Annotated in this window: 18 protein-coding genes; 4 read left to right on the top strand and 14 right to left on the bottom strand. The window is 62.3% G+C overall.

The genetic code is table 11. The annotated features are described in order from the left end of the window. Positions 1-113: 113 nt before the first annotated feature. From hemE to G7020_RS05055, 11 genes are all read right to left on the bottom strand, one after another. On the bottom strand, positions 114-1,181 hold the full coding sequence (gene hemE / locus G7020_RS05105) for a uroporphyrinogen decarboxylase (RefSeq protein WP_181082856.1): 1,068 nt from the start codon (positions 1,179-1,181) through the stop codon (positions 114-116). Between the two features lie 204 nt (positions 1,182-1,385). Continuing rightward, positions 1,386-2,804, bottom strand: coding sequence for an FAD-dependent oxidoreductase (locus G7020_RS05100; protein ID WP_181082855.1), 1,419 nt, complete (start codon positions 2,802-2,804; stop codon positions 1,386-1,388). A 122-nt stretch (positions 2,805-2,926) separates the two neighbouring features. Then, positions 2,927-7,375, bottom strand: coding sequence for a glutamate synthase large subunit (gene gltB, locus G7020_RS05095; RefSeq protein WP_181082854.1), 4,449 nt, complete (start codon positions 7,373-7,375; stop codon positions 2,927-2,929). 170 nt (positions 7,376-7,545) lie between these two features. Beyond that, the gene (locus tag G7020_RS05090; protein ID WP_181082853.1) at positions 7,546-9,075 is read right to left on the bottom strand and encodes an SPOR domain-containing protein; all 1,530 of its coding nucleotides are present in this window, start codon (positions 9,073-9,075) and stop codon (positions 7,546-7,548) included. 10 nt (positions 9,076-9,085) lie between these two features. Next, positions 9,086-10,189, bottom strand: a complete 1,104-nt coding sequence (gene aroB, locus G7020_RS05085; RefSeq protein WP_181082852.1) for a 3-dehydroquinate synthase — start codon at positions 10,187-10,189, stop codon at positions 9,086-9,088. Between the two features lie 25 nt (positions 10,190-10,214). Continuing rightward, positions 10,215-10,760: a shikimate kinase AroK gene (gene aroK / locus G7020_RS05080; protein ID WP_181082851.1), complete on the bottom strand. Its 546-nt coding sequence runs from the start codon at positions 10,758-10,760 to the stop codon at positions 10,215-10,217. Between the two features lie 7 nt (positions 10,761-10,767). Then, a complete protein-coding gene (gene pilQ, locus G7020_RS05075; protein ID WP_181082850.1) occupies positions 10,768-12,918 on the bottom strand; it encodes a type IV pilus secretin PilQ in 2,151 nt (716 codons plus the stop codon). A 53-nt stretch (positions 12,919-12,971) separates the two neighbouring features. Continuing rightward, complete coding sequence (gene pilP, locus G7020_RS05070) at positions 12,972-13,499, bottom strand: type 4a pilus biogenesis lipoprotein PilP (protein ID WP_181082849.1); 528 nt, start codon at positions 13,497-13,499, stop codon at positions 12,972-12,974. Then, positions 13,496-14,119 (bottom strand): type 4a pilus biogenesis protein PilO, encoded by a 624-nt coding sequence (pilO, locus tag G7020_RS05065; protein WP_181082848.1) that lies wholly within the window; start codon positions 14,117-14,119, stop codon positions 13,496-13,498. The genes pilP and pilO overlap by 4 nt, the downstream gene beginning before the upstream one ends. Beyond that, positions 14,116-14,685 carry a type 4a pilus biogenesis protein PilN gene (gene pilN, locus G7020_RS05060; protein WP_181082847.1) on the bottom strand — a complete coding sequence of 190 codons (570 nt, stop codon included), beginning with the start codon at positions 14,683-14,685 and terminating at the stop codon, positions 14,116-14,118. The genes pilO and pilN overlap by 4 nt, the downstream gene beginning before the upstream one ends. After that, positions 14,685-15,749 (bottom strand): type IV pilus assembly protein PilM, encoded by a 1,065-nt coding sequence (locus tag G7020_RS05055; RefSeq protein WP_181082846.1) that lies wholly within the window; start codon positions 15,747-15,749, stop codon positions 14,685-14,687. Before G7020_RS05055 ends, pilN begins: the two co-directional genes overlap by 1 nt. A gap of 183 nt (positions 15,750-15,932) precedes the next feature. On the opposite strand from G7020_RS05055, the gene G7020_RS05050 reads away from it, so the two are divergent. After that, a complete protein-coding gene (locus G7020_RS05050) occupies positions 15,933-18,371 on the top strand; it encodes a penicillin-binding protein 1A (RefSeq protein ID WP_181082845.1) in 2,439 nt (812 codons plus the stop codon). 203 nt (positions 18,372-18,574) lie between these two features. On the opposite strand, the gene G7020_RS05045 is transcribed toward G7020_RS05050, so the two are convergent. From G7020_RS05045 to rpmE, 3 genes are all read right to left on the bottom strand, one after another. Continuing rightward, positions 18,575-19,843: a malic enzyme-like NAD(P)-binding protein gene (locus G7020_RS05045; RefSeq protein WP_181082844.1), complete on the bottom strand. Its 1,269-nt coding sequence runs from the start codon at positions 19,841-19,843 to the stop codon at positions 18,575-18,577. 173 nt (positions 19,844-20,016) lie between these two features. Further along, positions 20,017-20,814, bottom strand: coding sequence for a thermonuclease family protein (locus G7020_RS05040; RefSeq protein WP_181082843.1), 798 nt, complete (start codon positions 20,812-20,814; stop codon positions 20,017-20,019). Positions 20,815-20,837: 23 nt separating this feature from the next. Beyond that, positions 20,838-21,050, bottom strand: coding sequence for a 50S ribosomal protein L31 (rpmE, locus tag G7020_RS05035; RefSeq protein ID WP_003283472.1), 213 nt, complete (start codon positions 21,048-21,050; stop codon positions 20,838-20,840). Between the two features lie 220 nt (positions 21,051-21,270). On the opposite strand from rpmE, the gene G7020_RS05030 reads away from it, so the two are divergent. The 3 genes from G7020_RS05030 to G7020_RS05020 all read left to right on the top strand — a co-directional run bounded on the left by G7020_RS05030 (position 21,271) and on the right by G7020_RS05020 (position 25,999). Beyond that, entirely contained in the window at positions 21,271-23,490 is a 2,220-nt protein-coding gene (locus G7020_RS05030; protein WP_181082842.1) for a primosomal protein N', read from the top strand. Positions 23,491-23,593: 103 nt separating this feature from the next. Further along, positions 23,594-25,333, top strand: coding sequence for an arginine--tRNA ligase (gene argS / locus G7020_RS05025; protein WP_181082841.1), 1,740 nt, complete (start codon positions 23,594-23,596; stop codon positions 25,331-25,333). Further along, positions 25,334-25,999 carry an SPOR domain-containing protein gene (locus tag G7020_RS05020; RefSeq protein WP_181082840.1) on the top strand — a complete coding sequence of 222 codons (666 nt, stop codon included), beginning with the start codon at positions 25,334-25,336 and terminating at the stop codon, positions 25,997-25,999. Positions 26,000-26,034: the final 35 nt, after the last annotated feature.

Here is a 26,034-nt window from a genome sequence, read left to right as displayed (position 1 = left end):
AGGCTGGAGGCTGGAGGCTGGAGGCGAATCAGTATGCAAACCGACTCCAAACGCCCATCAAGCCTTTTCGTCTAGCCTTCCAGCCTCCAGCGCTTCTATCGGCTTATCCCCTCTTATCGATGGTATTGCGCCGACAGTTCGTGCACTGCCCCGAAGAAGGCCTTGGCGTTTTCGGGATCGACTTCCGGCGTGATGCCGTGGCCCAGATTGAACACATGGCCGGCGCCATGGCCGTAGGCCGCCAAGATGCGTGCAACTTCAGCGCGGATCGCTGCGGGGCTGGAATAAAGCACCGCCGGGTCCATGTTGCCTTGCAGCGCCACCTTGCTACCCACCCGCGACCGGGCACTGCCGATGTTGCAGGTCCAGTCGAGGCCCAGCGCTTCGGCGCCGACATCGGCCATGGATTCGAGCCACAGGCCGCCACCCTTGGTGAAGAGAATCACCGGCACGCGGCGGCCTTCATGTTCACGGATCAGCCCATCGACGATCTTCTTCATATAGGCCAGCGAGAACTCGCCATAGGCCGCATCAGAGAGGCTGCCGCCCCAGGAATCGAAGATCTGCACCGCCTGTGCACCGGCCAGGATCTGACCATTGAGGTAGCTGGTCACCGACTGCGCCAGCTTGTCCAGCAAGGCATGCATGGCCTCGGGATCGTTGTAGAGCATGGCCTTGCTCTTGCGGAAGTCTTTCGACGAGCCACCCTCGACCATGTAGGTGGCCAGCGTCCACGGGCTGCCGGAGAAGCCGATCAGCGGCGCGCGACCATTGAGTTCGCGGCGGATGGTGCGCACGGCATCCATCACATAGCCCAGGTCCTTCTCCGGGTCCGGGATCGGCAGCGCCTCGATATCGGCCATGCCGCTGACGTTCTTTTTGAAGCGCGGGCCTTCACCGGTCTCGAAGTACAGCCCTTGGCCCATGGCATCGGGGATGGTGAGGATGTCGGAAAAGAGAATCGCCGCGTCGATCTGCGGATAGCGATCCAGCGGTTGCAAGGTAACCTCGCACGCCAACTCCGGATTCTTCATCAGACTCACGAAATCGCCGGCCTTGGCACGGGTGGCGCGGTATTCCGGCAGGTAACGCCCGGCCTGCCGCATCATCCACACCGGGGTGACGTCGACAGGCTGCTTGAGCAGGGCACGAAGGAAACGGTCGTTCTTCAAGGCAGTCATGTCTGGGTTCCAGCAAAAAAGTGCCGAGCATTGTCGCAAAGCCCATGACAAAAGGCACGGCGGGTGCCGTGCCTTTTATGATCACCTTGATTCAGGTCAGATAGGGCGGAGCTGCAAGCTGTCCTCGGCTTTTGTAGGTCGTGTTAGCCGCAGGCCTAACACGACATGCAAGACGTGGACTTTCGCAGTGCCTGGAAGTCTGCTCTACACCTCCAGGAAATCCAGAATTCCTTCCGCCGCCTGACGCCCCTCAAAGATCGCCGTGACCACCAGATCGGAACCGCGCACCATGTCGCCGCCGGCGAAGATCTTCGGGTTGCTGGTCTGGTGCTTGAACGTGCCCATTTCCGGCGCGATCACTCGCCCCTGAGCGTCGGTCTGGATGTCCTGAGCGCCGAACCAGTCGGCCGGGCTCGGGCGGAAGCCGAAGGCGATCAGCACCGCATCGGCCGGGATCACCTCTTCGGAGCCGGGAATCGGCTCCGGGCTGCGACGACCCTTTGCATCCGGTTCACCCAGGCGGGTCTCCACCACCCTGATGCCTTCCACCCGGCCTTCGCCAACGATGGCGATGGGCTGGCGGTTGAAGAGGAACTTCACCCCCTCTTCCTTGGCATTCTTTACCTCGCGACGCGAGCCGGGCATGTTCGCCGCATCGCGACGATAGGCGCAGGTCACGCTCTTGGCGCCCTGGCGGATGGAGGTGCGGTTGCAGTCCATCGCGGTGTCACCACCGCCGAGCACCACCACCCGCTTGCCTCTCATGTCGATGAAGTCTTCCGCGCTCTTCTCGAAGCCGAGGTTGCGGTTGACGCTGGCGATGAGGAAATCCAGCGCGTCGTGCACGCCCGGCAGGCCCTCGCCGGGGAAGCCGCCCTTCATGTAGGTGTAGGTGCCCATGCCCATGAACACGGCGTCGTAGTCGGCCAGCAGCTGTTCGATGCTGACGTCCTTGCCCACTTCGGTATTGAGGCGGAACTCGATGCCCATGCCGCTGAAGATTTCGCGACGGCGGCTGAGTACGCTCTTCTCCAGCTTGAACTCGGGAATGCCGAAGGTCAGCAGGCCGCCGATCTCCGGGTTGCGGTCGAACACCACCGGGGCCACGCCGTTGCGCACCAGCACGTCGGCACAACCCAGGCCGGCCGGGCCGGCGCCGATGATAGCGACACGCTTGCCGGTCGGCTTGACCTGGGACATGTCCGGCCGCCAGCCCATGGCGAAGGCGGTGTCGGCGATGTATTTCTCCACCGAGCCGATGGTCACCGCGCCGAAGCCGTCGTTCAGGGTGCAGGCGCCTTCGCACAGGCGATCCTGCGGACAGACGCGGCCGCAGACTTCCGGCAGGGTGTTGGTCTGGTGGGCCAGCTCGGCGGCGGCGAGGATGTTGCCCTCGGACACCAGCTTGAGCCAGTTGGGAATGTAGTTGTGGACCGGGCACTTCCACTCGCAGTACGGGTTGCCGCAACCCAGGCAGCGGTGTGCCTGCTCGCATGCCTGCTGCGGCTTGAAGGGTTCGTAGATCTCGACGAATTCCTTCTTGCGCTGGCGCAGCAGTTTCTTCTTCGGATCCTTGCGCCCGACCTCGATGAACTGGAAGTCGTTGTTCAGACGGTCAGTCATTTTCTTAAACCTCATAACAGCAGCGGCAAGCTTCAAGCTGTAAGCCGCAAGACGATCACGTTGGGTCGGCAAACCCGGAACTGCTTTTGCCTGCAGCTTGGGGCTTGCCGCTTGCAGCTGCCTTATTGCGGATTCGCGCGGGTGCTCGACAGCAGCGACGCCAGGTTGGCCGCCTTCGGCTTGACCAGCCAGAAGCGGCGCCAGTAGTCGTCCAGGTCTTCCAGCAGTTCGGCGCCCCATGCGCTGCCGGTCTCGGCCACGTATTCGCGTAACACGCCCTGCAGGTGGCTGCGGTAGGCCTCCATCGCCTCGCCGGTGATGCGCTGCAGGTTGACCAGCTCATTGTTCACCCGGTCGATGAAGCTGTTGTCCATGTCCAGCACGTAGGCGAAGCCGCCGGTCATGCCCGAGCCGAAGTTGTGCCCGGTCTTGCCCAGCACGCAGACGAAACCGCCGGTCATGTATTCGCAGCAGTGGTCGCCCGTGCCTTCCACCACGGTATGGGCGCCGGAGTTACGCACCGCGAAACGCTCACCCGCGGTGCCGGCGGCAAACAACTTGCCGCCGGTGGCGCCGTACAGGCAGGTATTGCCGATGATCGCCGAGTCCTTCGAGCGGAAGGCGCTGTCCTTCGGCGGCGTGACCACCAGCTTGCCGCCGGTCATGCCCTTGCCCACGTAGTCGTTGGCATCGCCTTCCAGATAGAGGTGGAGGCCGCCGGCATTCCAGACGCCGAAGCTCTGCCCGGCTGTGCCCTTGAAACAGAAGGTGATGGGTGCGTCCTTCATGCCCTGGTTGCCATGCACGCGGGCGATCTCGCCGGACACGCGGCCGCCGATGGAGCGGTCGCAGTTGCCGATCTGCAATTCGAATTCGCCGCCGCTCTTGGCGTCGATGGCTTCGCGCGCCAGGCTGACCATCTGCTCGGCCAGCAGGCCCTCGTCGAACGGCGGGTTCTTCTCCACTTGGCAGTATTGCGGCTTGTCGAGCGGAATCCGGTCGCTGCCCAGCAGGGGCGTGAGATCCAGATGTGCCTGCTTGGCGGATTCGCCGGGCAGGATTTCCAGCAGATCGGTACGCCCGATCAGCTCCTGCAGGCTGCGCACGCCGAGCCTGGCCAGCCACTCGCGGGTTTCCTCGGCGACGAAGGTGAAGAAATTCACCACCATGTCCACGGTGCCGATGAAGTGGTCCTTGCGCAACTGGTCGTTCTGGGTGGCGACGCCGGTGGCGCAGTTGTTCAGGTGGCAGATGCGCAGGTACTTGCAGCCCAGGGCGATCATCGGCGCGGTGCCGAAGCCGAAGCTCTCGGCGCCGAGGATCGCCGCCTTGACCACGTCGAGGCCGGTTTTCAGACCGCCGTCGGTCTGCACCCGGACCTTGCCGCGCAGGTCGTTGCCGCGCAGGGTCTGGTGGGTTTCGGCCAGGCCCAGCTCCCAGGGCGAACCGGCGTAACGGATCGAGCTCAGCGGCGAGGCGCCGGTGCCGCCGTCGTAACCGGAAATGGTGATCAGGTCGGCGTAAGCCTTGGCGACACCGGCGGCGATGGTGCCGACACCGGGTTCGGCCACCAGCTTCACCGACACCAGCGCCTTGGGGTTGACCTGCTTGAGGTCGAAGATCAGCTGCGCCAGATCCTCGATGGAGTAGATGTCATGGTGCGGCGGCGGCGAAATCAGCGTCACGCCCGGCACCGCGTAGCGCAGCCTGGCGATCAGGCCGTTGACCTTGCCGCCCGGCAGCTGCCCGCCCTCGCCCGGCTTGGCGCCCTGGGCCACCTTGATCTGCAGCACTTCGGCGTTGACCAGGTATTCCGGCGTGACCCCGAAACGACCCGTGGCCACCTGCTTGATCTTCGAACTGCGTGCGGTGCCGTAGCGGGCCGGGTCCTCGCCGCCCTCGCCGGAGTTGGAACGCCCGCCGATACGGTTCATGGCTTCGGCGATCGCTTCATGAGCCTCGGGTGACAGCGCGCCGAGGGAAATGCCGGCGGCGTCGAAACGCTTGAGAATCGCCTCCAGCGGTTCGACATCCTCCAGCGCCAGCGGCCGCTCGGCCACCTTCAGCTTGAGCAGATCGCGCAGCATGGACACCGGGCGCTGGTCGACCAGCGCCGTGTACTCCTTGAACAGTCCGTAGTTGCCGCTCTGCACCGCCTTCTGCAGCGCGCCGACCACGTCCGGGTTGTAGGCATGGTATTCGCCGCCATAGACGAACTTGAGCAGGCCACCCGGCTGGATCGGCTTGCGGTTGTTCCAGGCCTCGGCGGCCAGCGCCTGCTGCTCGGCTTCGAGATCGACGAAACGCGCACCCTTGATGCGGCTGGCAACGCCGCGGAAGCTGAGCGCGACCACTTCGTCGGCCAGGCCCACCGCTTCGAACAACTGGGCGCCACGATAGGAGGTGATGGTGGAGATGCCCATCTTCGAGATGATCTTCAGCAGGCCCTTGGAGATGCCCTTGCGGTAGTGCTTGAACACTTCGTAGAGATCGCCGAGCACTTCGCCGGTACGGATCAGGTCGCTGAGCACTTCATAGGCGAGGAAGGGATAGACCGCCGTCGCGCCGAAGCCGATCAGCACCGCGAAATGGTGCGGATCACGCGCGGTGGCGGTCTCCACCAGAATGTTGCAATCGCAGCGCAGACCGGTCTCGATCAGCCGGTGATGCACCGCCCCCACCGCCAGCGAGGCATGCACCGGCAGCTTGCCGGGCGCGATGTTGCGGTCGCTCAGCACCAGCAGCACCTTGCCGCCGCGCACGGCTTCCTCTGCCTGATCGGCGATATTGCGCACCGCGGCTTCGAGCCCGAGCGCTTCATCGTAGTTGAGGTCGATGACCAACCGCTCGAAGCCCGGTCGGTCGAGTTCCATGATGGTCCGCCACTTCGCCGGCGAGATCACCGGCGTGGTCAGGATCGCGCGGTTGGCGTGATCGGCGGTTTCCTCGAAGACGTTGCGCTCGGCGCCCAGGCAGGTTTCCAGGGACATCACGATGGCTTCTCGCAGCGGGTCGATCGGCGGGTTGGTGACCTGCGCGAACTGCTGGCGGAAATAGTCGTAGGGCGAACGCACCCGGCGCGACAGCACCGCCATCGGCGTGTCGTCGCCCATGGAGCCCACCGCTTCCTGGCCCTGCTCGGCCAGCGGGCGCAGCACCTGATCACGCTCCTCGAAGGTGACCTGGAACATCTTCATGTACTGCCTGAGCTGGTCGGCATCGTAGAAGGCCGAGCCATGATCGTTGTCGTCCAGGGTCGACTGGATGCGCAGCGCGTACTGGCGCAACCACTTCTTGTAGGGATGCTGGGATTTCAGCCGGTTGTCGATGTCGTCGGTGTGCAGCACCTGCCCGGTGTGAGTATCCACGGCCAGGATCTGGCCCGGGCCGACGCGGCCCTTGGCGATGACATCCTCGGGCTGGTAGTCCCAGACGCCGACTTCCGAGGCCAGGGTGATGTAGCCGTTGGTGGTGGTGACCCAGCGCGCCGGGCGCAGGCCGTTGCGATCGAGCAGGCAGATCGCGTGGCGTCCATCGGTGAGCACCACGCCGGCCGGACCGTCCCAGGCCTCCATGTGCATGGAGTTGTATTCGTAGAAGGCGCGCAGGTCCGGGTCCATGGTTTCCATGTTCTGCCAGGCCGGCGGAATGATCATGCGCAGACTGCGGAACAGGTCCATGCCGCCGGTGACCAGCAGCTCCAGCATGTTGTCCATGCTCGACGAGTCGGAACCGCTACGGTTGATCAGCGGATCGAGGCTTTGCAGATCCGGCAGTTGCTCGTTGGCGAACTTCAGGCGGCGCGCCTGGGCCCAGTTGCGGTTGCCGGTGATGGTGTTGATCTCGCCGTTGTGGGCGAGAAAGCGGAACGGCTGCGCCAGCGGCCATTGCGGCATGGTGTTGGTGGAGAAGCGCTGGTGGAAGACGCAGATGGCGGTGGCCAGGCGCTCGTCGCTGAGGTCCGGGAAGAACTGCGCCAGGTCCGCCGGCATCATCAGGCCTTTGTAGATGATGTCCTTGTCGGAGAAGCTGCAGACGTAGAACTGCTTGTCCTCGACCAGGGCCACTTCGGTCCGGCGACGGGCCATGAACAGTTTGATGCCGAACTCACGCTCGGACAGGCCTTCGGCACCGACGAATACCTGCTCGATACGCGGCAGCCGCTCCAGCGCCAAACGCCCCAGCACGCTGGTATCGACCGGCACCTCGCGCCAGCCGACCAGGTTCAGTCCTTGCGCGGCGATCTGCTCGTTGAAGCGCGCGCGGGCGGCATCGGCTTGGGTAATGTCCTGGCTGAGGAAGACCATGCCGACCGCGTAGAGGTCCGGCAGCTCGGCATCGAAGTGCTGGCGGGCCATGGCGCGCAGGAAAGCATCCGGCTTCTGCATCAGCAGCCCGCAGCCATCGCCGGTCTTGCCATCGGCGTTGATGCCACCGCGGTGAGTCATGCAGGTCAGTGATCGGATGGCTGTCTGGAGCAGGTGATGGCTCGCTTCGCCCTGCATGTGGGCAATCAGCCCGAAGCCACAGTTATCCTTGAACTCTTCAGGACGAAACAGACCTGCTCTCATAGGCGCTCCAGCTAAATACGTTGTAAATCAACCCCTTACCGGCCATACAGAGCGACGCCCCAAGATGGACGCGAGCAACGGGGGAGCAGTTTACAAAGCGAACTAGAACGAGACAAATATTTTTTGCAAGCCCCAAAAAGGTGCATTGCGCACTTTTTTGGGGCATTTATTTAACGTGCGCGGTCAATTTCCTGTTGCACACTGGAAAAGTTTCGTATCCAGGGTTTTCCTGCCTGCAAGGCCGGCGGCAACGTCTTGATCGCCTGGGTCGCCGCGTTGCGGCTGGAGAAGCTGCCATGCGTGACCACGTAGAGCGGCTTGCCTTCATGCAGCTTGGTGAAGTAGCGGTAGTCGTTGCCGTACTGCTGCACCAGTGCCTTGGCATTGCCTTCGTTGCGGGTGCCAAGAATCTGTACCAGGTAGTTGCCGGCAGGCTGGCTGCCATACCAGCCCGATGCCGCAGCGGGCGCGGGCCGCGCAGGCTCGCGCGGAGCTGGAGCTGGAGCTGGAGCTGGAGCTGGAGCTGGAGCTGGAGCTGGAGCGACAGGCTGGGGCGCAGGCGCGGGTGGCGCAACAGCACCTGCATTGCCCGCAGGTTGCCCGGCCTCACGAGGCTGTTCAGCAACTGGCGCGGGAGCAGTCGGCGGCGCGTCCTGTAGTGACAGGTCTTCGATATCCGCACTGCCGGCTGCGGCCAGGGGCTCCCGAACAAGCGGAGACTGCGGCTCCGAGCGGGGTGATGAAGCTTCAGGTTCGCTAGGCTCCGGCGTGCCTTGCCGAGGCGCAGGCTCCACAGCTCCGTTCCCGAGCGGCAGGCTTGTGCTGGCAGGCGCCACCGGCTGCTCGTCAGCCCCATCGCGCATGACGAACAAGGCAATCACGACGATACAGAGAACGGCCAGCAACGCCAGCAGGTGCTTCATCGGCAGCGGGAAACCCCATCCGCCCGACTTTTTTGCCCTGGAATGGTGCATCGCATCGATCAATTCTTCGCGCGCAGCCTCATTTATTCCACCCGGCCAGCCACCGGACTGCTCATGAATGCGCACAATCTGCTCTTCAGTGAGGCATTCCAGCCCACTGCCGGCACCTTCGAGGCGCAACGACAGGTATTCCCTGGTTTCATCTTCTTCATACGGTTGAAGTGCGATCGCGTGGAAGCGCTCTTCACCGTCCACCAGTGCGTCCAGCCGCGCCAGCAAGGACTCCTCACCGAACAGGAACACATGGGGCCGGCCTTCCGGGCTGCCTACCGCGAGGCGCAACAACGTCTCCACGGCGGCACCGGTCAGCCGCTCGGCATCATCGACCAGCAGATAGACCTCCTGTCCGGTCAGTGCCAGCTGGATGATCTGCGCCATGATCGAGTCGAAGTCGGCACGTGGACTGCCGAGCGCCTGGGCGACTTGCTGCAGGACGATATTCGAATCCATGGTGGTCTGCGGGGTGATCACCACGCTCTGGACCGACTGCTTGTTGCTGCTCGCGACCAGCGCCTGTCGCACCAGCGTCTTGCCGCTTCCTTCAGGCCCCGTCACCACCAGCAGCAGCTGGCTGTAACGTGCGAGGTGGTGCAACTGCCCCAGCACCGGCTTGCGCTGGGCAGGAAAGAACTTGAAACCGGGAACACGAGTGGCAAAGGGATCATGACTGAACCCGTAGTGGTTCAGAAGCGAATCGTCAGCAGACAAACTGGTCATGAAAAGCCTCTCAGGTTCTCGACTGTTGCGTCAGGGCGTCGTAATCGACGCGCAATGTGGCGTCCAGCACTTCGCGAGGGAAGTCGCCGGTCACCACGGCCTCGCCCAGCCGTTTCAGCAAGACCAGGCGCAACCGACCGTCGAGGACCTTCTTGTCGACCGCCATATGCTGCAGGAAATCCTCCGGCGTCATATCGCTCGGCGGCACCACGGGCAGGCCGGCACGCGCAAGCAGACGCACGCCGCGGTCCCGCTCATCAACGGAAATCCAGCCAAGCTGGCGTGACACTTCCAGCGCCATCACGGTGCCCGCCGCGACCGCTTCGCCATGCAGCCAGACGCCGTAGCCCTGGTGGGTTTCGATGGCATGACCGAAGGTATGGCCAAGATTGAGCGTGGCACGGATGCCCGACTCACGTTCGTCCGCGCCGACGACCGCCGCCTTGGCGGCACAGGAACGCCGTATGGCCTCGGTCAGCGCCGCCTGGTCGAGCGCCCGCAGCCTGTCGACATTGGCCTCGAGCCAGCCCAGGAAAGGTTCGTCGCAGATCAGCCCGTACTTGATGACCTCGGCCAGGCCCGCCGACAGCTCCCGTGCCGGCAGTGTCGCCAGCGTGGACGTATCGATCAGCACCAGCCGTGGCTGGTAGAAGGCGCCGATCATGTTCTTGCCCAGCGGATGATTGATGCCGGTCTTGCCGCCTACCGAAGAATCGACCTGGGACAGCAGGGTCGTGGGCATCTGGATGAAGTCGACACCACGCTGGTAGCTGGCCGCCGCGAAGCCGGCCATGTCGCCAACCACGCCACCGCCCAGGGCGATGACCGTGGTATTGCGGTCATGCCGGGCCGACAACAGGCCATCGAAGATCGTCTGCAGGGTTTCCCAGTTCTTGTAGGCCTCGCCGTCGGGCAGGACCACCGACGTAACGGCGTAGCCGGCAAGGCTCTGTATCAGGCGCTCAAGGTAAAGCGGGGCAACCGTGTCGTTGGTGACGATGGCCACCTGCTTGCCACGGATGTGGGGGGACAACAGCTCGCCGCGCTCGATGAGCTGCTCGCCTATAAGGATCGGATAGCTGCGCTCGCCAAGATCGACATCCAGAGTCTGCATATAGGCCCCCGTGAATTAAAGGGGCTTAGGATAGCGCAGATTCGTCGGGGCTTTCACGGGGCACAAGCGACCTGAGCTGTTCGAGGATTTCACCGACGACCAGACGCGGAGGACGCTCGTCGGTCTCGACGATGATGTCTGCGATTTCGCGGTACAGCGGGTCCCGCAAAGCCATCAGCTCGACCAGCACCTGCCGTGGATTGGGGGTCTGCAGCAAGGGGCGATTGCGGTCGCGCGCGGTGCGGTCAAGCTGCTGCTCGACCGAGGTACAGAGGTAGATGACCTGCCCGCCGTCACGTAACGCCTGACGGTTGTCCTGCCGCAACACCGCGCCACCACCAGTGGCCAGTACCACGCCCTGCAACTGACACAGATCGGCAATGGCGCTGTGTTCCCGCTCGCGAAAGCCCTGCTCACCCTCGACGTCGAATATCAACGGAATGCTGGCGCCCGTGCGCTTCTCGATTTCCTTGTCGGAATCACGAAACGCCAGACGCAGCTCCTTGGCAAGCAAGCGCCCGATGGTGCTCTTACCAGCACCCATCGGGCCTACGAGGATGATATTGGGCATTATTTACTTAGCGGCTGGCCTGAATCGCCTGATTATTCATGATCCGCGGCGTGATGAATACCAACAGCTCGGATTTTCGATCCTGGACCAGATCACGACGGAATACCCGTCCCACGAAAGGCAGGTCTCCCAGGAACGGCACCTTGTCCACCGATTTGCTCTGCGTATTGGAGAACACGCCGCCGATCACGATGGTTTCGCCGTCAGTAACCAGTACCTTGGCATTCACCTCATTCTTGCGAATCGCCGGGATACCGCCGGTACTCGCCGCCTGCGAGAAGTCAGGCTCATCCTTGGTGACCTTGACCTCCATGATGATGCGGTTGTCAGGCGTGATCTGCGGCGTCACCTCCAGCGACAGTGCCGCCTCCTTGAACGAGGTACTGGTTGCGCCGCTGGAGCTGGCTTCCTGATAAGGCACTTCCGAGCCCTTGAGGATCTTGGCTGTTTCCTTGTCCGCGGTGACGACCTTCGGTTGCGATACCACTTCGCCGTTACCGGTCTTTTCCATGGCGGAAAGCTGCAGATCGAGAATGGCGTTATTGGTTACGAAACCCAGTCCAATCCCTGAAGTTGCACCAATTGCACCCATATCAACGAATGGTGTATTCAACGGAGTTTCACGAATTCCCGGGAAACGACCCACTTGTCGTGAGGGTACATACCCCTCGTCTCCAGGGCTGCCACTTGCATCAGGATCGTCAGCCACACCCAGCTGACCATTCTTGCCCCAGGCATTCCACTTGTCGCCCGCCCACAGGTTTCCGCCCCAACGCACCCCCAGGCTCTTGTCGTAATCCACGTTGGCTTCGACGATGCGTGCCTCGATCATGACCTGGCGTACCGGGATATCCAGCTGTGCCACGATACGGCGCAGCTCGTCGAGTCGTTCCTGGGTCTGGTAGGCGATGATGTTGTTGGTGCGGTCGTCAACGGCGATGGAGCCACGATCCTCACTGGCACCATCCCTGTCGGTGACCGACTGGAACAGGCGGGCAATATCGGCGGCCTTGGCATAGTTGACCTGGACCACTTCGCGGCGCAGCGGCGCCAGCTCGGCAATCTGCCGCTGCGATTCCAGTTCCTGGCGTTCACGCGCGGCGATCTCGTCGGCAGGCGCCACCAGCAGGACGTTGCCGACCTGGCGCTTGTCGAGCCCCTTGGTCTTGAGTACCAGATCCAGCGCCTGATCCCAGGGCACATTCTGCAGGCGCAGGGTGATGTTGCCGCTTACCGTATCACTGGCCACCAGGTTGAGATCGGTGAAGTCGGCGATCAGCTGGAGCACCGAACGCACGTCGATATCCTGAAAATTCAACGACAGCTTTTCACCTGAGTAAGTGAAATGCTCGGCCTTGCGCTGCTCGGCCTCGGTTTCAGTCAGCGGCTTGATGCTGATGGTGAGCTTGTCGTCGGTCTGGTAGGCGAGGTAGTCGTAACGACCGGTTGGCTCGATGGCGATGGTTGCGCCAGCCGCCCCGCTGGTCGAGTCGACGAATTTGACCGGCGTGGCGAAGTCCTGCACATCGAGCCGCACACGCAGCGCTTCGGGCAGTTGCGTCTTGGCAAAGGAGACACGGATCTTGCCACCCTGCTCTTCGATATTCGGACTGATCGAAGGGTCCGACAATGTAATGACGACATTACCGGCGCCATCTTCACCACGGCGGAAGTCGATATTGCTGATGGACTTGCCCGCGACCACGCGTTCGACCGGAGCGGTACCGACCACAGGCTGTGCCGACGCTGGCGCGGGCGCAGCCACAGGAGCGGGCGCACTGCCTTCGCCCAGCAGAACGAACAGGTTATTGCCGTCTACGCGCGTCGAGTAAGGCATCAGGGCGGTGAGGTTGACGATCATCCGGGTGCGCCCCTGCGCCTCGACGACGGTCACGCTGCGCGCGTTGCCGACACCCAGCTCACGGTTCCTGGCACCAAGCTTGTTCGACACACCCGGCAGATCGAGAGCGATGCGTGCCGGCTGATCAAGGGTATAGCCGCGCGGCGCGGCCACGGGCTCGTCAAACCCCAGCTTGAGTTCGACCTTGTCGCCAGGGAGGGAGGCCACATCAATGGTATTGAGATTCGCAGCCAGCAACGCGGGCGAAATGAACGCCGCCAGCAGGGACAAGCCGAGGCGAGAGAGGGAGGTATTCATAAAAGGCTTCCGTTGTGCAGACCGGTATAGGTTTTCCATTTTTTGCCCCGCGCTCAGGAGCGCTCTTTCAAGGTCAGGCTACGCGGGCGCTCAAGCCACCCACCCTCTCCGTCAGGAACGATTTCAAGCACATCCACCTCGGCCTCACTGATCTCGACGATACGGCCATGGTTGCGCCCCAGATAGTCACCGACTTTGACTCGGTGAACCCCGTCACCACCTCTTATCAAGGCGTACATGCCTGCCTCATTGGTCAACGTACCGACCATGATGAAATTTTCGATGTTGAAGCCTTCCAGAAATTGCCTGGTGCGTGTCTCATCCGGCTGGATATCCTTCGAACCTTTCTGCCGCTGCATCAGATCGATTTTCATGGGCGGCTGGAAAGGATGACGCAAGGACGCCGCGCTATAGGTAAAGGCCTCATAAGGGAGGAATGCCGGCAGCGGTTCGATGGTTCCCTTGGGCTTGGCCCGAACCTCGTCCATATAGCGCCGCAGGTCGTCGAAGTCAGTGCTGACCCCACATCCGCCCAGCAATGCCAGGCTCAAGCCCAGCGCGACAAGTCGGGCTCCATTCATTTCTGCAGCCCCTTGTCGTTGTAGCGATAAGTCTTGGCCAGAATGCTCATGCGCAGCCTTGATGACGAATCCTTGCTGTCAGGCTTGATCTCGAAGTCATGCAGCGTGACGATCCGTGGCAGGCTCGATACGCCACTGACGAAAGTCGCAAGATCGTGATAGGCGCCGACGACCTTGATCTGGATCGGCAGCTCGATATAGAACTGCTGGATGACCTCCGGCTGCAATTTGATTTCCTCGAACTCCAGCCCGCTTCCCAGGCCGGTACGCGTGATGTCCTCAAGCAAACCCGGCACCTCGGTATCACTGGGCAACTGGCGCAGCAAGGCACCGAACGAGGCTTCCATCTCGATCATCTGCTCTTTATAGGCTTCCAGGTTCGCCGCCTGGAAAGCCTTCGAGGAAAACTGCTGTTTCAGCGTTTCCTCCTGCGCCCGTTGCTGTTCAAGACTGGCCTGCATATCGCTGAGGTAGAAGTAATAACCTCCGCCCAGCACCAGGGTCATCAGCACAATGCCAGCGATGACCTTGACCGCCGCCGGCCAGGAGCCGAGGTTGTTCATGTCGAGATCGGACAGGTCAACGCTGCGCAGACTTTCCAGGGAACTCGCCAGGCTCATGGCTTGCCTCCTTCGGCAGCAGCCGGCTGCGTTTGCTGCACCGTAAGCTGGAAGACATTCTCCTGATCCAAGGCACCGGCAGTGACGGCCTTCACTTCGTTCAGATTCGGCGCTTCAAGCCATTCCGAGCCATCCAGATTGCGCATAAGATTGGAAACCCGGTTGTTGGATTCCGCTGCGCCTACAATGGCGATGTTCTTGCCTGTCATTTTCAAGCCTGTGAAATACACACCGTCGGGCAGAGTTCTCACCAACTGATCGAACACTCGACCGATAATGGGTCGGTTACCCTGCAGGTCCTGGATGATCTTCATACGCTCAAGCAATTGCTGCCGACGCTCTCGCAATTCCTTGATTTCGGAAATGCGCGCATCCAGCACTGCAATTTCCTTGCGGACAAAATCATTGCGCGCATTCTGCTGCTCGATGGAGCTGGTCAGATATTGACCGGCAAGAAATACCAGCCCCCCACCCACGAGCAACACGCCCGCGAGAGAGACCAGAAAGCGCTGCTTGCGCTCTTCACGAAGCTGTTCGCGCCAGGGCAGAAGGTTGATCTGAGCCATCAGTCGAAACTCCTCAACGCCAGCCCGCAAGCAATCATCAGGGACGGCGCATCACTGGCCAGCGCGCCCGCGTTGACCTTGCTGCTCAGTGCCATGTCGGCAAAAGGATTGGCGACCAGGGTCTGCGTGCCGATTTTCTGCTGAATCAGGCGATCCAGCCCCGCTATGGAAGCAGTACCGCCAGCCAGAAGGATGTAATCGACATCGTGGAACTGCCCGGCAGCGAAGAAGAACTGCAGGGAGCGCGACACCTGCTGCACGACTGCATCCTTGAACGGCTGCAACACTTCGCTGTCGTAGTCATCTGGAAGACCACCCTGCTTCTTGGCCAGGCCAGCTTCTTCCATCGACAGGCCATAGCGACGCTGGATCTCCTCGGTGAGCTGGCGCCCGCCGAAAAGCTGCTCTCGCGTATAGATGGTGCGACCGTTGTGCAGAACGCTCAGCGTGGTCATGGTTGCGCCGATATCCACCAGCGCGACGGTCAGCTCGTCGTGCCCGCTGCCGAGCTGCGAGGCCAGCAATCCGTAGGAGCGTTCCAGAGCATAGGCTTCGACGTCGACAACCTTGGCGGTCAGCCCGGCGAGGGCAAGCGCCGCCTCGCGAATTTCCACATTTTCCTTGCGGCACGCTGCCAGCAGCACCTCGACACGCCCCGGCGAGCGCGCCGCCGGTCCTTGCACCTCGAAGTCGATGGCAACTTCTTCGAGCGGATAGGGAATGTACTGATCGGCCTCGATTTTCAGCTGGTTCTCCAGCTCATCATCGTTCAGCCCAGCTTCCATTTCGATGCTTTTAGTGATGACCGCAGAGCCGGAAACCGCAACAGCCGCAGACTTGACCCCGGTCTTGGCCTTGGCCAGCAAACGGCTCAGCGCCTGCCCCACGCCCTCCAGCTCCGCGATATTCTTCTCCACCACGGCATTGGGCGGCAAGGGTTCGACCGCATAGGACTCGACCCGATAGCGGGAGCCCGAACGGCTTAATTCGATGAGCTTGACGGATGTCGAACTGATGTCGATTCCAAGCAGCGTGTTCGCTTTCTTCGTGAAGAGCCCTAGCACGACCGATTTCCTATCTTATCCGCTACTTACGGATTAATTATATTCATCCACATTAGATAACAGCCTTGACAGGAGCGCAAATGGCTCCCCGACAGAAAAACCGCTTATAATGTGATCGGCTTTTCCTTTCAGCATCGTCTGCGGCTTACACCCATTTCCCCATCCTGGATTCAACGAACCCCGATGCGTTTTCTGAAGTTTTTCCTTTGGTCGTGCCTGGCTATTTTCTGCGGACTTCTGCTCAGTCTCAGCGGCGCCTTCCTCTACCTCAGCCCCAACCTGCCATCCGTCGACTCGCTACGCAGCATACAGCTGCAGATACCGCTGCGTATCTACAGCGGCGATGACAAACTGATCGCCGAATATGGCGAAATGCGCCGCTCCCCCATTGGCTTCAATGAAATACCCAAGGACTTCATCGAAGCCCTGCTGGCCGCCGAAGATGACAACTTCGCGAATCATTATGGCGTCGAAGTCTCCAGCCTGATGCGCGCTGCCACGCAATTATTGAAAACCGGCCAGATTCAGACTGGCGGCAGCACCATTACCATGCAGGTGGCGAAGAATTACTTCCTGACCAGCGAGCGAAGTTTCTCACGCAAGATCAACGAAATCCTTCTGGCCCTGCAGATCGAACGCGAGCTGAGCAAGGATGAGATTTTCGAGCTGTACGTCAACAAGATCTATCTTGGCCATCGGGCTTACGGCATCGAAGCGGCTGCCCATGTCTACTACGGAAAATCGATCAGCGAACTGAGCCTGGCGCAGATGGCCATGATTGCCGGGCTGCCAAAGGCCCCGTCGGCATTCAACCCGTTGACCAACCCTGCGCGCGCCAAGGAAAGACGCGACTGGATCCTGGGCCGCATGTACCGGCTCGGCGCCATCGATGAAGCCCGCTACCAGCAGGCGCTGGCAGAAGTCGTGGATGCCGCTTATCACGGCGCATCGCCAGAGCTTGACGCACCCTATATCGCCGAGATGGCGCGTGCCGAAATGGTCGGTCGCTTCGGCAGTGATGCTTACACCGAAGGCTTTCGCGTCTATACGACCGCAACCAGCAAGCGCCAGATCGCAGCCAACCAGGCCCTCGTTCAAGGCCTTGTCGAATATGACCAGCGCCACGGTTATCGCGGCCCCGAAGCCAGCCTGGCCGGCACCGGACGCGAAGGCTGGCTGCAGGAGCTGAACCGCTACCGGGGCCTGTCGGGGATGCTGCCCGCCGTTGTCAGCCAGGTGGGCAAGGATTCGATCAGGGTGATGCTGCGTGACGGCAGCGAACGCAGCGTCCACTGGGACAGCATGAAATGGGCGCGCCCCTTCATCAACACCAACAGCCTGGGACCACAGCCCAAGGGCCCCGCCGATGTAGTCGCAACCGGGGACATCATCCGCATCCGCTTCGTCGAGGGTGTCGCGCTGTTCAGCCAGGTGCCGCTGGCCCAGGCGGCGCTGGTATCGCTGGACCCCATCGACGGTTCCATCGAGGCGCTGGTCGGTGGCTTCTCCTTCGGGCAGAGCAATTACAACCGGGCCATCCAGGCGAAACGTCAGCCGGGCTCCAGCTTCAAGCCGTTCGTCTACAGCGCGGCGCTGGATGCAGGCTTTACCGCCGCGACGCTGGTCAATGACTCACCCATCGTCTTCGTCGAGGAAGGCATGGATCGCGTCTGGCGTCCGAAGAATGACAACAACACCTTTCTCGGGCCGATCCGCCTGCGTGAGGCCCTGTACAAATCGCGCAACCTGGTCTCGATTCGCCTGCTGCAAACCCTCGGCATGGGTTACACCATCGATTATATAGAGCGCTTCGGCTTCAAACGCGAAGACCTGCCGGCAAACCTGTCGCTGGCGCTTGGCACGGCGACCCTGACGCCGATGGAGATCACCGTCGGCTGGACTGCCTTCGCCAACGGCGGCTACAAGATCGAGCCCTATCTGATCGAACGCATCGAGGACAGGGACGGCAAGGTGGTGTTCACCGCCAACCCGCCACGAGTACCCGAAAACGACCAGCCATCGCCACTGAACGATGAAGCCGCCATCGAGACGTTCGCCCAGAACGACAAGCCGCTCGATAGCGACGCCGAGCCAGGGGAGCAGCCTCCGCTGTACGCCGAACGAATCATCGACGAGCGTACCGCCTACATCATGACCAGCATGTTGCAGGACGTCATCAAGCGCGGAACTGGCCGCAGAGCCCTGGCAATGGGGCGGGACGATATTGCCGGCAAGACCGGTACCACCAACGAATCCAAGGACAGCTGGTTTTCCGGCTACAACGCCGACATGGTGACGTCCGTCTGGGCGGGGTTCGATCAGCCGCAGACCCTCGGTCGACGTGAATACGGAAGCACCGTGGCTCTGCCGATCTGGATGGATTACATGAGCGCGGTACTCGAAGGCATGCCCGAGCATGCCCCCGCCGAGCCGGAAGGCATCCTCGCGCTACGCATCGATCCCGCCAGCGGTCGCGCCGCTCCTCCCGGCACCCCGGATGCCTACTTCGAATTGTTCCGCAGCGAAGATTCGCCACCGGACATGGGCGAACTGGAGCCTGGCAGCCCGGCTCCCGGCAGCCCGTTGCCAGCCACCGAAGCGGCGCCCATGGACCTGTTCTGACCGGCAGCCTTGTGACGCGCCGCAGTGGAACAAGAATTCACGGCCATGAAAATTGCTGGGAGCGATGCTTAACGTCGCGCCGCGACAGCCCGAGGGGCGGTCGCCATGGTTGGCAGACCATAAAAAACCCGAAGCTCCTGAGAGCTTCGGGTTTTTCTTTACGCTGCTTTGTGGCAACAAACGATGGTCGGTTGCCGTAGCAGTCAGCTGCCGAATACGTCCGCTACAGACTTGAGCGGATAGTTCGCAGGGTAAGGCAGGGTCGCCACGCCACTGTCGATCGCAGCCTTGGCCACCGCATCGGATACCAGCGTGATCAGGCGCGGGTCCATTGGCTTGGGAATGATGTACTCGCGACCGAACTCCAGACCACAAAGGCCATAGGCCGCACAGACTTCCTCGGGCACCGGCAGCTTGGCCAGATCGCGCAAGGCGTGTGCAGCGGCGATCTTCATCTCTTCATTGATGCGCGAAGCGCGAACATCCAGCGCCCCACGGAAAATGAAGGGAAAGCCCAGCACGTTGTTGACCTGGTTCGGGTAATCCGAGCGACCGGTGGCCATGATCACGTCGGAACGGGTTGCATGCGCCAGTTCCGGGCTGATCTCGGGATCGGGATTGGAGCAGGCGAATACAACCGGGTTCGGCGCCATGCGCTTGAGGCCTTCCGGCGTCAGCAGATTCGCACCGGAAAGACCAACGAACACGTCCGCGCCATCGAGCGCATCGTCCAGGGTGCGCTTGTCGGTTTCGTGAGCGAACACGGCCTTGTACTGGTTCAGATCGTCACGCCCGGCGTGGATTACGCCCTTGCGGTCGATCATGAAGATATTCTCGACCTGCGCACCCATGCTGATCAGCAACTTCATGCAGGAGGTGGCTGCCGCGCCGGCGCCCAGACAGACGATTTTCGCCTCTTCCAGAGTCTTGCCGGCAATCTCCAGCGCGTTGAGCATGCCTGCCGCAGTCACGATGGCGGTGCCGTGCTGGTCATCGTGGAATACCGGGATGTCGCATTGCTCGATCAGCGCCCGCTCGATCTCGAAACACTCCGGCGCCTTGATGTCTTCGAGGTTGATACCACCGAAGGTGATAGAGATGCGCTTGACCGTGTCGATAAAGGCCTGGGGGCTTTCCGCATCGACTTCGATGTCGAATACGTCAACACCGGCAAAGCGCTTGAACAGCACGCCCTTGCCTTCCATCACGGGCTTGGATGCCAGCGGCCCGAGGTTGCCCAGCCCGAGAATGGCAGTGCCATCGGAAATCACTGCCACCAGGTTGCCTTTACCGGTATAGCGGTAAGCCAGTTCGGGGTCGCGGCCAATTTCCCGTACCGGCTCGGCAACACCTGGGCTATAGGCCAGCGCCAGGTCGCGAGCGGTGGAAGTGGGCTTGGTCAGCTCGACACTCAGCTTTCCCGGACGGGGTTGCGAATGGTAGTCGAGCGCGGCGGTTTTCAGGTCAGTCATGGGGCTTTTCCGCTTGTTTTTACTAGGGACAGACAGGCGGTCGAGCATACGCCAAGACTGAGCGCCCTCACAAGTCGATGAGATCGCGGCCTGTCAAGAGCCCACCCTACGACTTTAAGCTGACATACAGGACGACCGCTGCCGCTTCGCCCCGAAGCATCCGGGATACCGCGTCAGGGCACAGGACCGAGCATTGCAGGATGGCTGATCTTCATCAGCCAACGCGCCTGGCGCGACATATCCGCACGCCCCTTGCGGTCGATCACCCAGCCCCGCGCCTCGATCTCCCGTCCGCGTAGACCGGCCAGCGAATTCTGATCGAAGCCTGCCACTGCTTGCCGGGGAATCTGCAGGACCAGCGGGCCTTCAAGCTCCAGCCAGACGCCACCGCGATTCGTCTCCAACCGCTCGACACGCGCCCTGACCACTGCGAAGCCACCACGACGCACCCGTTCTGCAGCAATGACTGGCGAGCGCTGCCAGAGCCCCCGCTTGGCAACGCGGGCCCGCTGCTCGGTACGCCGATGACAATCGGCCAATGCCGTGTTCGGCGCAATGGCCACGAAGTAGCCCAGGCCCTCGGCGAGCAATGCGGCTTCGAGATTCGAGCCCTGGCGATCGAAGGCATGGGCCAGCACCCGCCCGTAATGATCCCGTGCCTGCTGCCCGTGGAGAAGGCCAATGCGACCGTCGCTGGCATCGACCAGCGCCTGCAAACGTCGCTTCGCAGCCTGCGCAAAGGGTTCGGCACTGCGCCCCTTGCGGCCCATCTCGGGCGCATTCAGACCGATCAGACGCACGCTGCGACCGTCACGCAGGCGCAATGTGTCGCCATCGGTGACCGAGGCCACCTCCACCGGGGACAGCGGCCCCGCGACCGGGCACAACGCCTGAGCCTGCAGGCTGAACAGTGCGAAAACGAAAAAGGCGCCCACCAGGGACGCCTTTTTCAGATGTTCGGAAAACCGCATCGGGCTTCCGTCTCGGCAACCGCTTACTTGGCGCCGAACACACCGAAACGCTGCTTGAAGCGGTCGATACGGCCGCCGGTATCCAGCACTTTCTGCTTGCCGGTGTAGAACGGGTGGCACTCGGAGCAGACATCGATGCTCAGGTTCTTGGCCAGCGTGGAGCGAGTCTTGATGACATTGCCGCAGCTGCAGGTGGCTTCGATTTCAACGTAGTTTGGATGGATATCGGCTTTCATGGAAAATCCTCGGGGACTTGTGCCGCCACCCGACCCTATGTCGAGTACCGCACGGAAGGGCGCGAATAATACCAGAGCGCAAAGCTGATGCAAGCGCAAGCCGTCGCTTGTCAAGCACACGTCAGCTCATGCTGAAGCGACAGCCGATCGCACACACCTTAAACAGGCTTCCCGCTTGCTGGATCGTTTACCATCGCCTTTCGCCGTCAAGGACTTCCGCGTGTCTCTCATACTTCGCCTTGCGCTGCCTTCCCCCCTGCGCAGCCTCTTCGATTATCGACCGCCCTCCGGTGTGCCCCATTCGGCGCTGCAACCGGGAGCGCGGCTACGTGTACCCTTTGGCCGCCGCGAAGTGGTGGGCGTGCTGATTGAAGTCGCCTCGCACAGCGAAGTGCCGGAAGCAAAACTCAAGCCCGCGCTGGAATTGCTGGACAGCACGCCCCCGCTGCCACCTGCGCTGTTCAGGCTGTGCCTCTGGACCGCCCAGTACTATCAACACAGCCTTGGCGACACCTTCAGCTGGGCCTTGCCGGTGCTGTTGCGCCAGGGCGAGCCGGCCGAAGCCCGACAGGAACGCTTCTGGCATGCCGCCGCCGGCGCCCGAGCGGACGACCCTCGCCTGAACCGAGCCCCGCGCCAGCGTGAGGCACTGAAAACCATCGCTCAGCACCCTCATGGCGTCGCCCACTCACTGCTGAGCCAGTTGCAGCTGAGCAAGGACAGCCTCGATCAGCTGCTGCAAAAGGGCCTGCTGCGTATCGAGACGCGGCGCACTCACCAGGCCCGGCAGCATCAGGGCAGCTGGTTGCTGCAAGCGGAACTGCCGCTCAATCAGGAACAGCGCGCCGCCTTCGAAGCCATTCGCGCCGGCCTCGATGGCTTCCAGGCCTTCCTTCTCGCGGGCGTCACCGGCAGCGGCAAGACCGAGGTCTACCTGCAGCTGATCCACCAGGTACTCAAGGCCGGCAAGCAGGCGCTGGTGCTGATCCCCGAGATCAACCTCGGCCCGCAGACACTGGCGCGCTTCGAGAAGCGCTTCAATGCCCGCATCGCCCTGCTGCATTCCAACGTCAATGATCGTGAACGGCTCGACGCCTGGCTGGCTGCCCGTGACGGCGAAGCCGACATCATCATCGGGACGCGCTCGGCGCTCTTCACGCCGATGAAGAAGCCGGGGCTGATCATCCTCGACGAAGAACACGACGCCTCTTATAAACAGCAGGAAGGCCTGCGCTACCACGCCCGCGACCTGGCAATCGTCAGGGCGCGCCAGGAGAATCTGCCCGTTGTACTGGGTTCGGCGACGCCCTCGCTGGAAAGCCTGCACAACGCCCATATCGGTCGCTACGCGCTGCTCAGGCTGACGCAGCGTGCCGGTGGGGCGCAGGCTCCGCGATTCCTGCGGCTGGACGTGAAAAGCCGCCCGCTGGATTCGGGCATCTCGGGGCCGCTGCAACAGGCCATGGCGCAGACACTCGCCGCCGGTCAGCAGGTGCTGGTGTTTCTCAATCGTCGCGGCTTCGCGCCTTCCCTGCTCTGTCACGATTGCGGATGGCTCAGCCAGTGTCCGCGCTGCGATGCGCGCATGACCCTGCATCAGCGCCACAACGAGCTGCGCTGCCACCATTGCGGCCATGTCGAGCGCCCACCGCTGAACTGCCCGCAATGCAACAAAGTCGATCTGCGCCCCGTGGGGGCCGGCACCGAACGCGCCGAGGAGCGCCTGGGCATTCTCTTCCCGGATTTTCCGGTACTGCGCATCGACCGTGACAGCACGGCACGCAAGGGCTCGATGGAGCAGTTGCTGAGCATCATCAACCGAGGCGAGCCCTGCCTGCTGGTGGGCACCCAGATGCTCGCCAAGGGCCATCACTTTCCACGCGTCACGCTGGTGGCCATTCTCGACGCCGATGGCGGGCTGTTTTCGGCGGACTTCCGCGCCAGCGAACGCATGGCGCAGCTCATCGTGCAGGTCGCCGGGCGTGCCGGTCGTGCCGAAGAGCCCGGCAAGGTGATCATCCAGACCCACCTTGCCGACCATCCGCTGCTGGTACAGCTGACCGAACAGGGCTATTTCGCCTTCGCCGAGCAGGCCCTGAGCGAACGCCGCGCCGCCGGCCTGCCGCCGTTCAGCCACCTGGCATTGCTGCGCGCCGAGGCGCAGAAGCCAGGCCAGGCCGAAGACTTCCTCGATCAGGCCTGCGGCGAGGCGGAACAACTGCTGACAGAACTCGAACTGACCGGTATCGAACTGCTGGGGCCGGTCCCGGCACCCATGGAGCGCCGCGCCGGGCGATTTCGCGCGCAACTGCTGCTGCAAGGCAGTGCCCGCACACCGCTGCACCGCCTGATGAACGCCTGGCTGCCACGGGTCGAGCAGCTCCCCGGGAGTCGTTCGGTGCGCTGGTCGCTGGATGTCGACCCGATAGATCTGTTTTAGCCAGCTATCCCGCTCGTCAGCTCGGTGAAACGTGACCCGACCTGCCTGCTGCTCCTATAATGTGCGGTTTTCGACCAATGCCTCCGGGCCGACCGAGCAGACGATGAAAGACAGTATTCGCCACCTCATTCAGCAAGCCCTGATCCGTCTCACCGCCGAAGGTGTGTTGCCGGAAGGACTGACGCCCGCGATCCAGGTGGAGAACACGCGCGACAAGACCCACGGCGACTTCGCCAGCAACATAGCCATGATGCTGGCCAAGCCCGCCGGCATGAAGCCACGCGACCTGGCGCAGAAGCTCATCGAGGCGCTGCCGCAGGATGCGCAGGTCACCAAGGTCGAGATCGCCGGGCCGGGTTTCCTGAATTTCTTCCAGAACACCGATGCGCTAGCCGGACGCCTGGAGGCGGCGCTGGCCGATCCGCAGCTGTCGGTATGCAAGGCCGGCGCGGCGCAGCGCGTGGTGATCGACCTTTCCTCGCCGAACCTGGCCAAGGAAATGCACGTCGGCCACCTGCGCTCGACCATCATTGGCGATGCTGTGGGCCGCGTGCTGGAATTTCTTGGCGACACGGTGTTCCGTCAGAACCACGTCGGCGACTGGGGCACCCAGTTCGGCATGCTGCTGGCCTATCTCGAAGAAAAACCGGTCGCCGCGCAGACCGAGCTCTCCGATCTGGAGCAGTTCTACCGCGCGGCCAAGCAACGCTTCGACGAATCCAGCGAATTCGCCGACCGCGCCCGCGAGCTGGTGGTGAAGCTGCAGGCCGGCGATGCGGACTGCCTGCGTCTATGGACGCGCTTCAACGAGATTTCCCTGTCGCACTGCCAAAAGCTCTACGACCGGCTCAACGTCAAGCTGACCCCTATGGATGTCAAGGGCGAAAGCGCCTACAACGCCGAGCTGCCCGGCATCGTCGACGCCCTGCGTGACAAGGGCCTGCTGACCGAGGACAACGGCGCTCAATGCGTCTTCCTCGACGAATTCAAGAACGCCGAAGGCAATCCGCTGCCGGTGATCGTGCAGAAGGCCGGTGGCGGCTACCTCTACGCCACCACCGACCTGGCCGCCATGCGCTATCGCAGTCAGCAGTTGCAGGCGGACCGCGTGCTGTATTTCGTCGACCAGCGCCAGGCACTGCACTTTCAGATGGCTTTCGAAGTCGCACGCCGCGCCGGCTTCGTGCATGACGGCATGCAGCTGGAACACATGGGCTTCGGCACCATGAACGGCGCCGATGGCCGTCCGTTCAAGACTCGCGATGGCGGCACCGTAAAGCTGGTCGACCTGCTCGATGAAGCCGAACAGCGCGCCTACGCCCTGGTAAAAAGCAAGAACTCGGATCTGGATGAGGCTGAGCTTCGCACCATCGCCCGTTCCGTAGGCATCGGAGCGGTCAAGTACGCCGACCTGTCCAAGCACCGCACAAGCGACTACCGCTTCAACTTCGAGCTGATGCTGAGCTTTGAAGGCAATACCGCGCCCTATCTGCTGTACGCCTATACCCGTGTGGCCAGCGTGTTCCGCAAGCTGGGCAAAGGCATCGACGAAATCGCCGGACATATCCAACTGGATGCCGAGCAGGAGCTGACCCTGGCCGCCAGGCTCGCACAGTTCGGCGAAGTGCTGAACAGCGTCGGCGAAAAAGGTGAACCGCACTTGCTGTGCACGTATCTGTACGACCTGGCCGGCCTGTTCTCCAGTTTTTACGAGCACTGCCCGATCCTCGGCGCCGAGAGCGAAGCCGTGAAACAGAGCCGCCTGCGCCTGGCTGCCCTTACCGGCAAGACCCTCAAGCAGGGCCTGGAACTGCTCGGCCTGGAAACCCTGGAGCGCATGTAAGTGGCCGCCCGGAAAAAGCCCGCGCCCAAGCGTGGCGCCAGTCGCTACCAGGCCCCCGCGAAAAAGCCCGTTCCCGGCTGGATCTGGCTGGTCTGTGGCCTGGTGATTGGTGGCTTCATCATGTTCCTGATGAATCTGGAGCCGGGCGGTGAAGAGGTCAAGCGCAACAAGGAAACCCCCAAGCCGGTCCGCGAGCAACCCAAGCGCACCAGTCCGACGGAGCAGCCGCCGAAGCCCAAGTACGATTTCTATACGTTGCTGCCCGAATCGGAAGTGATTCTGCCGCCCGAGATCAAGCAACCCGAGCCGCCACCGAACAAGCCGGTGACACCGGAAGAGGCGGCGAAGATCGATGAAGCCCGCGCCCAGGCCGCGCTCAACGGCGAAGTACCGCCGCCACCACCGACCGTGGCCAAGGCACCGGTGGTCCAGTTCTTCCTGCAGGCCGGCTCGTTCCGCCAGCAGGCAGAGGCCGACCGCGTGCGAGCCCAGATCATCCTGCTCGGCCAGGACGTGCGCGTGGAAAGCGTGCGGGTACGCGACGAGCCCTGGTTCCGCGTGCTGGTCGGCCCCTACAACAGCCGCGAACAGTTGAATGCGGCGCAGAAGACTCTGGCCGCCAGTGGTTACAAGAATCTGCTACTGCAACAGCGGCAGGTGCGCTGAAACAAGAACGCCGGGCTAGCCCGGCGTTTTTCCTT

This window comes from Stutzerimonas stutzeri, assembly GCF_013522825.1.
In the GTDB taxonomy this organism is placed as follows: domain Bacteria; phylum Pseudomonadota; class Gammaproteobacteria; order Pseudomonadales; family Pseudomonadaceae; genus Stutzerimonas; species Stutzerimonas stutzeri_AK.
Note: the sequence above shows the minus strand (reverse complement) of the source record. Positions and strands in the feature narration are given on the sequence as shown.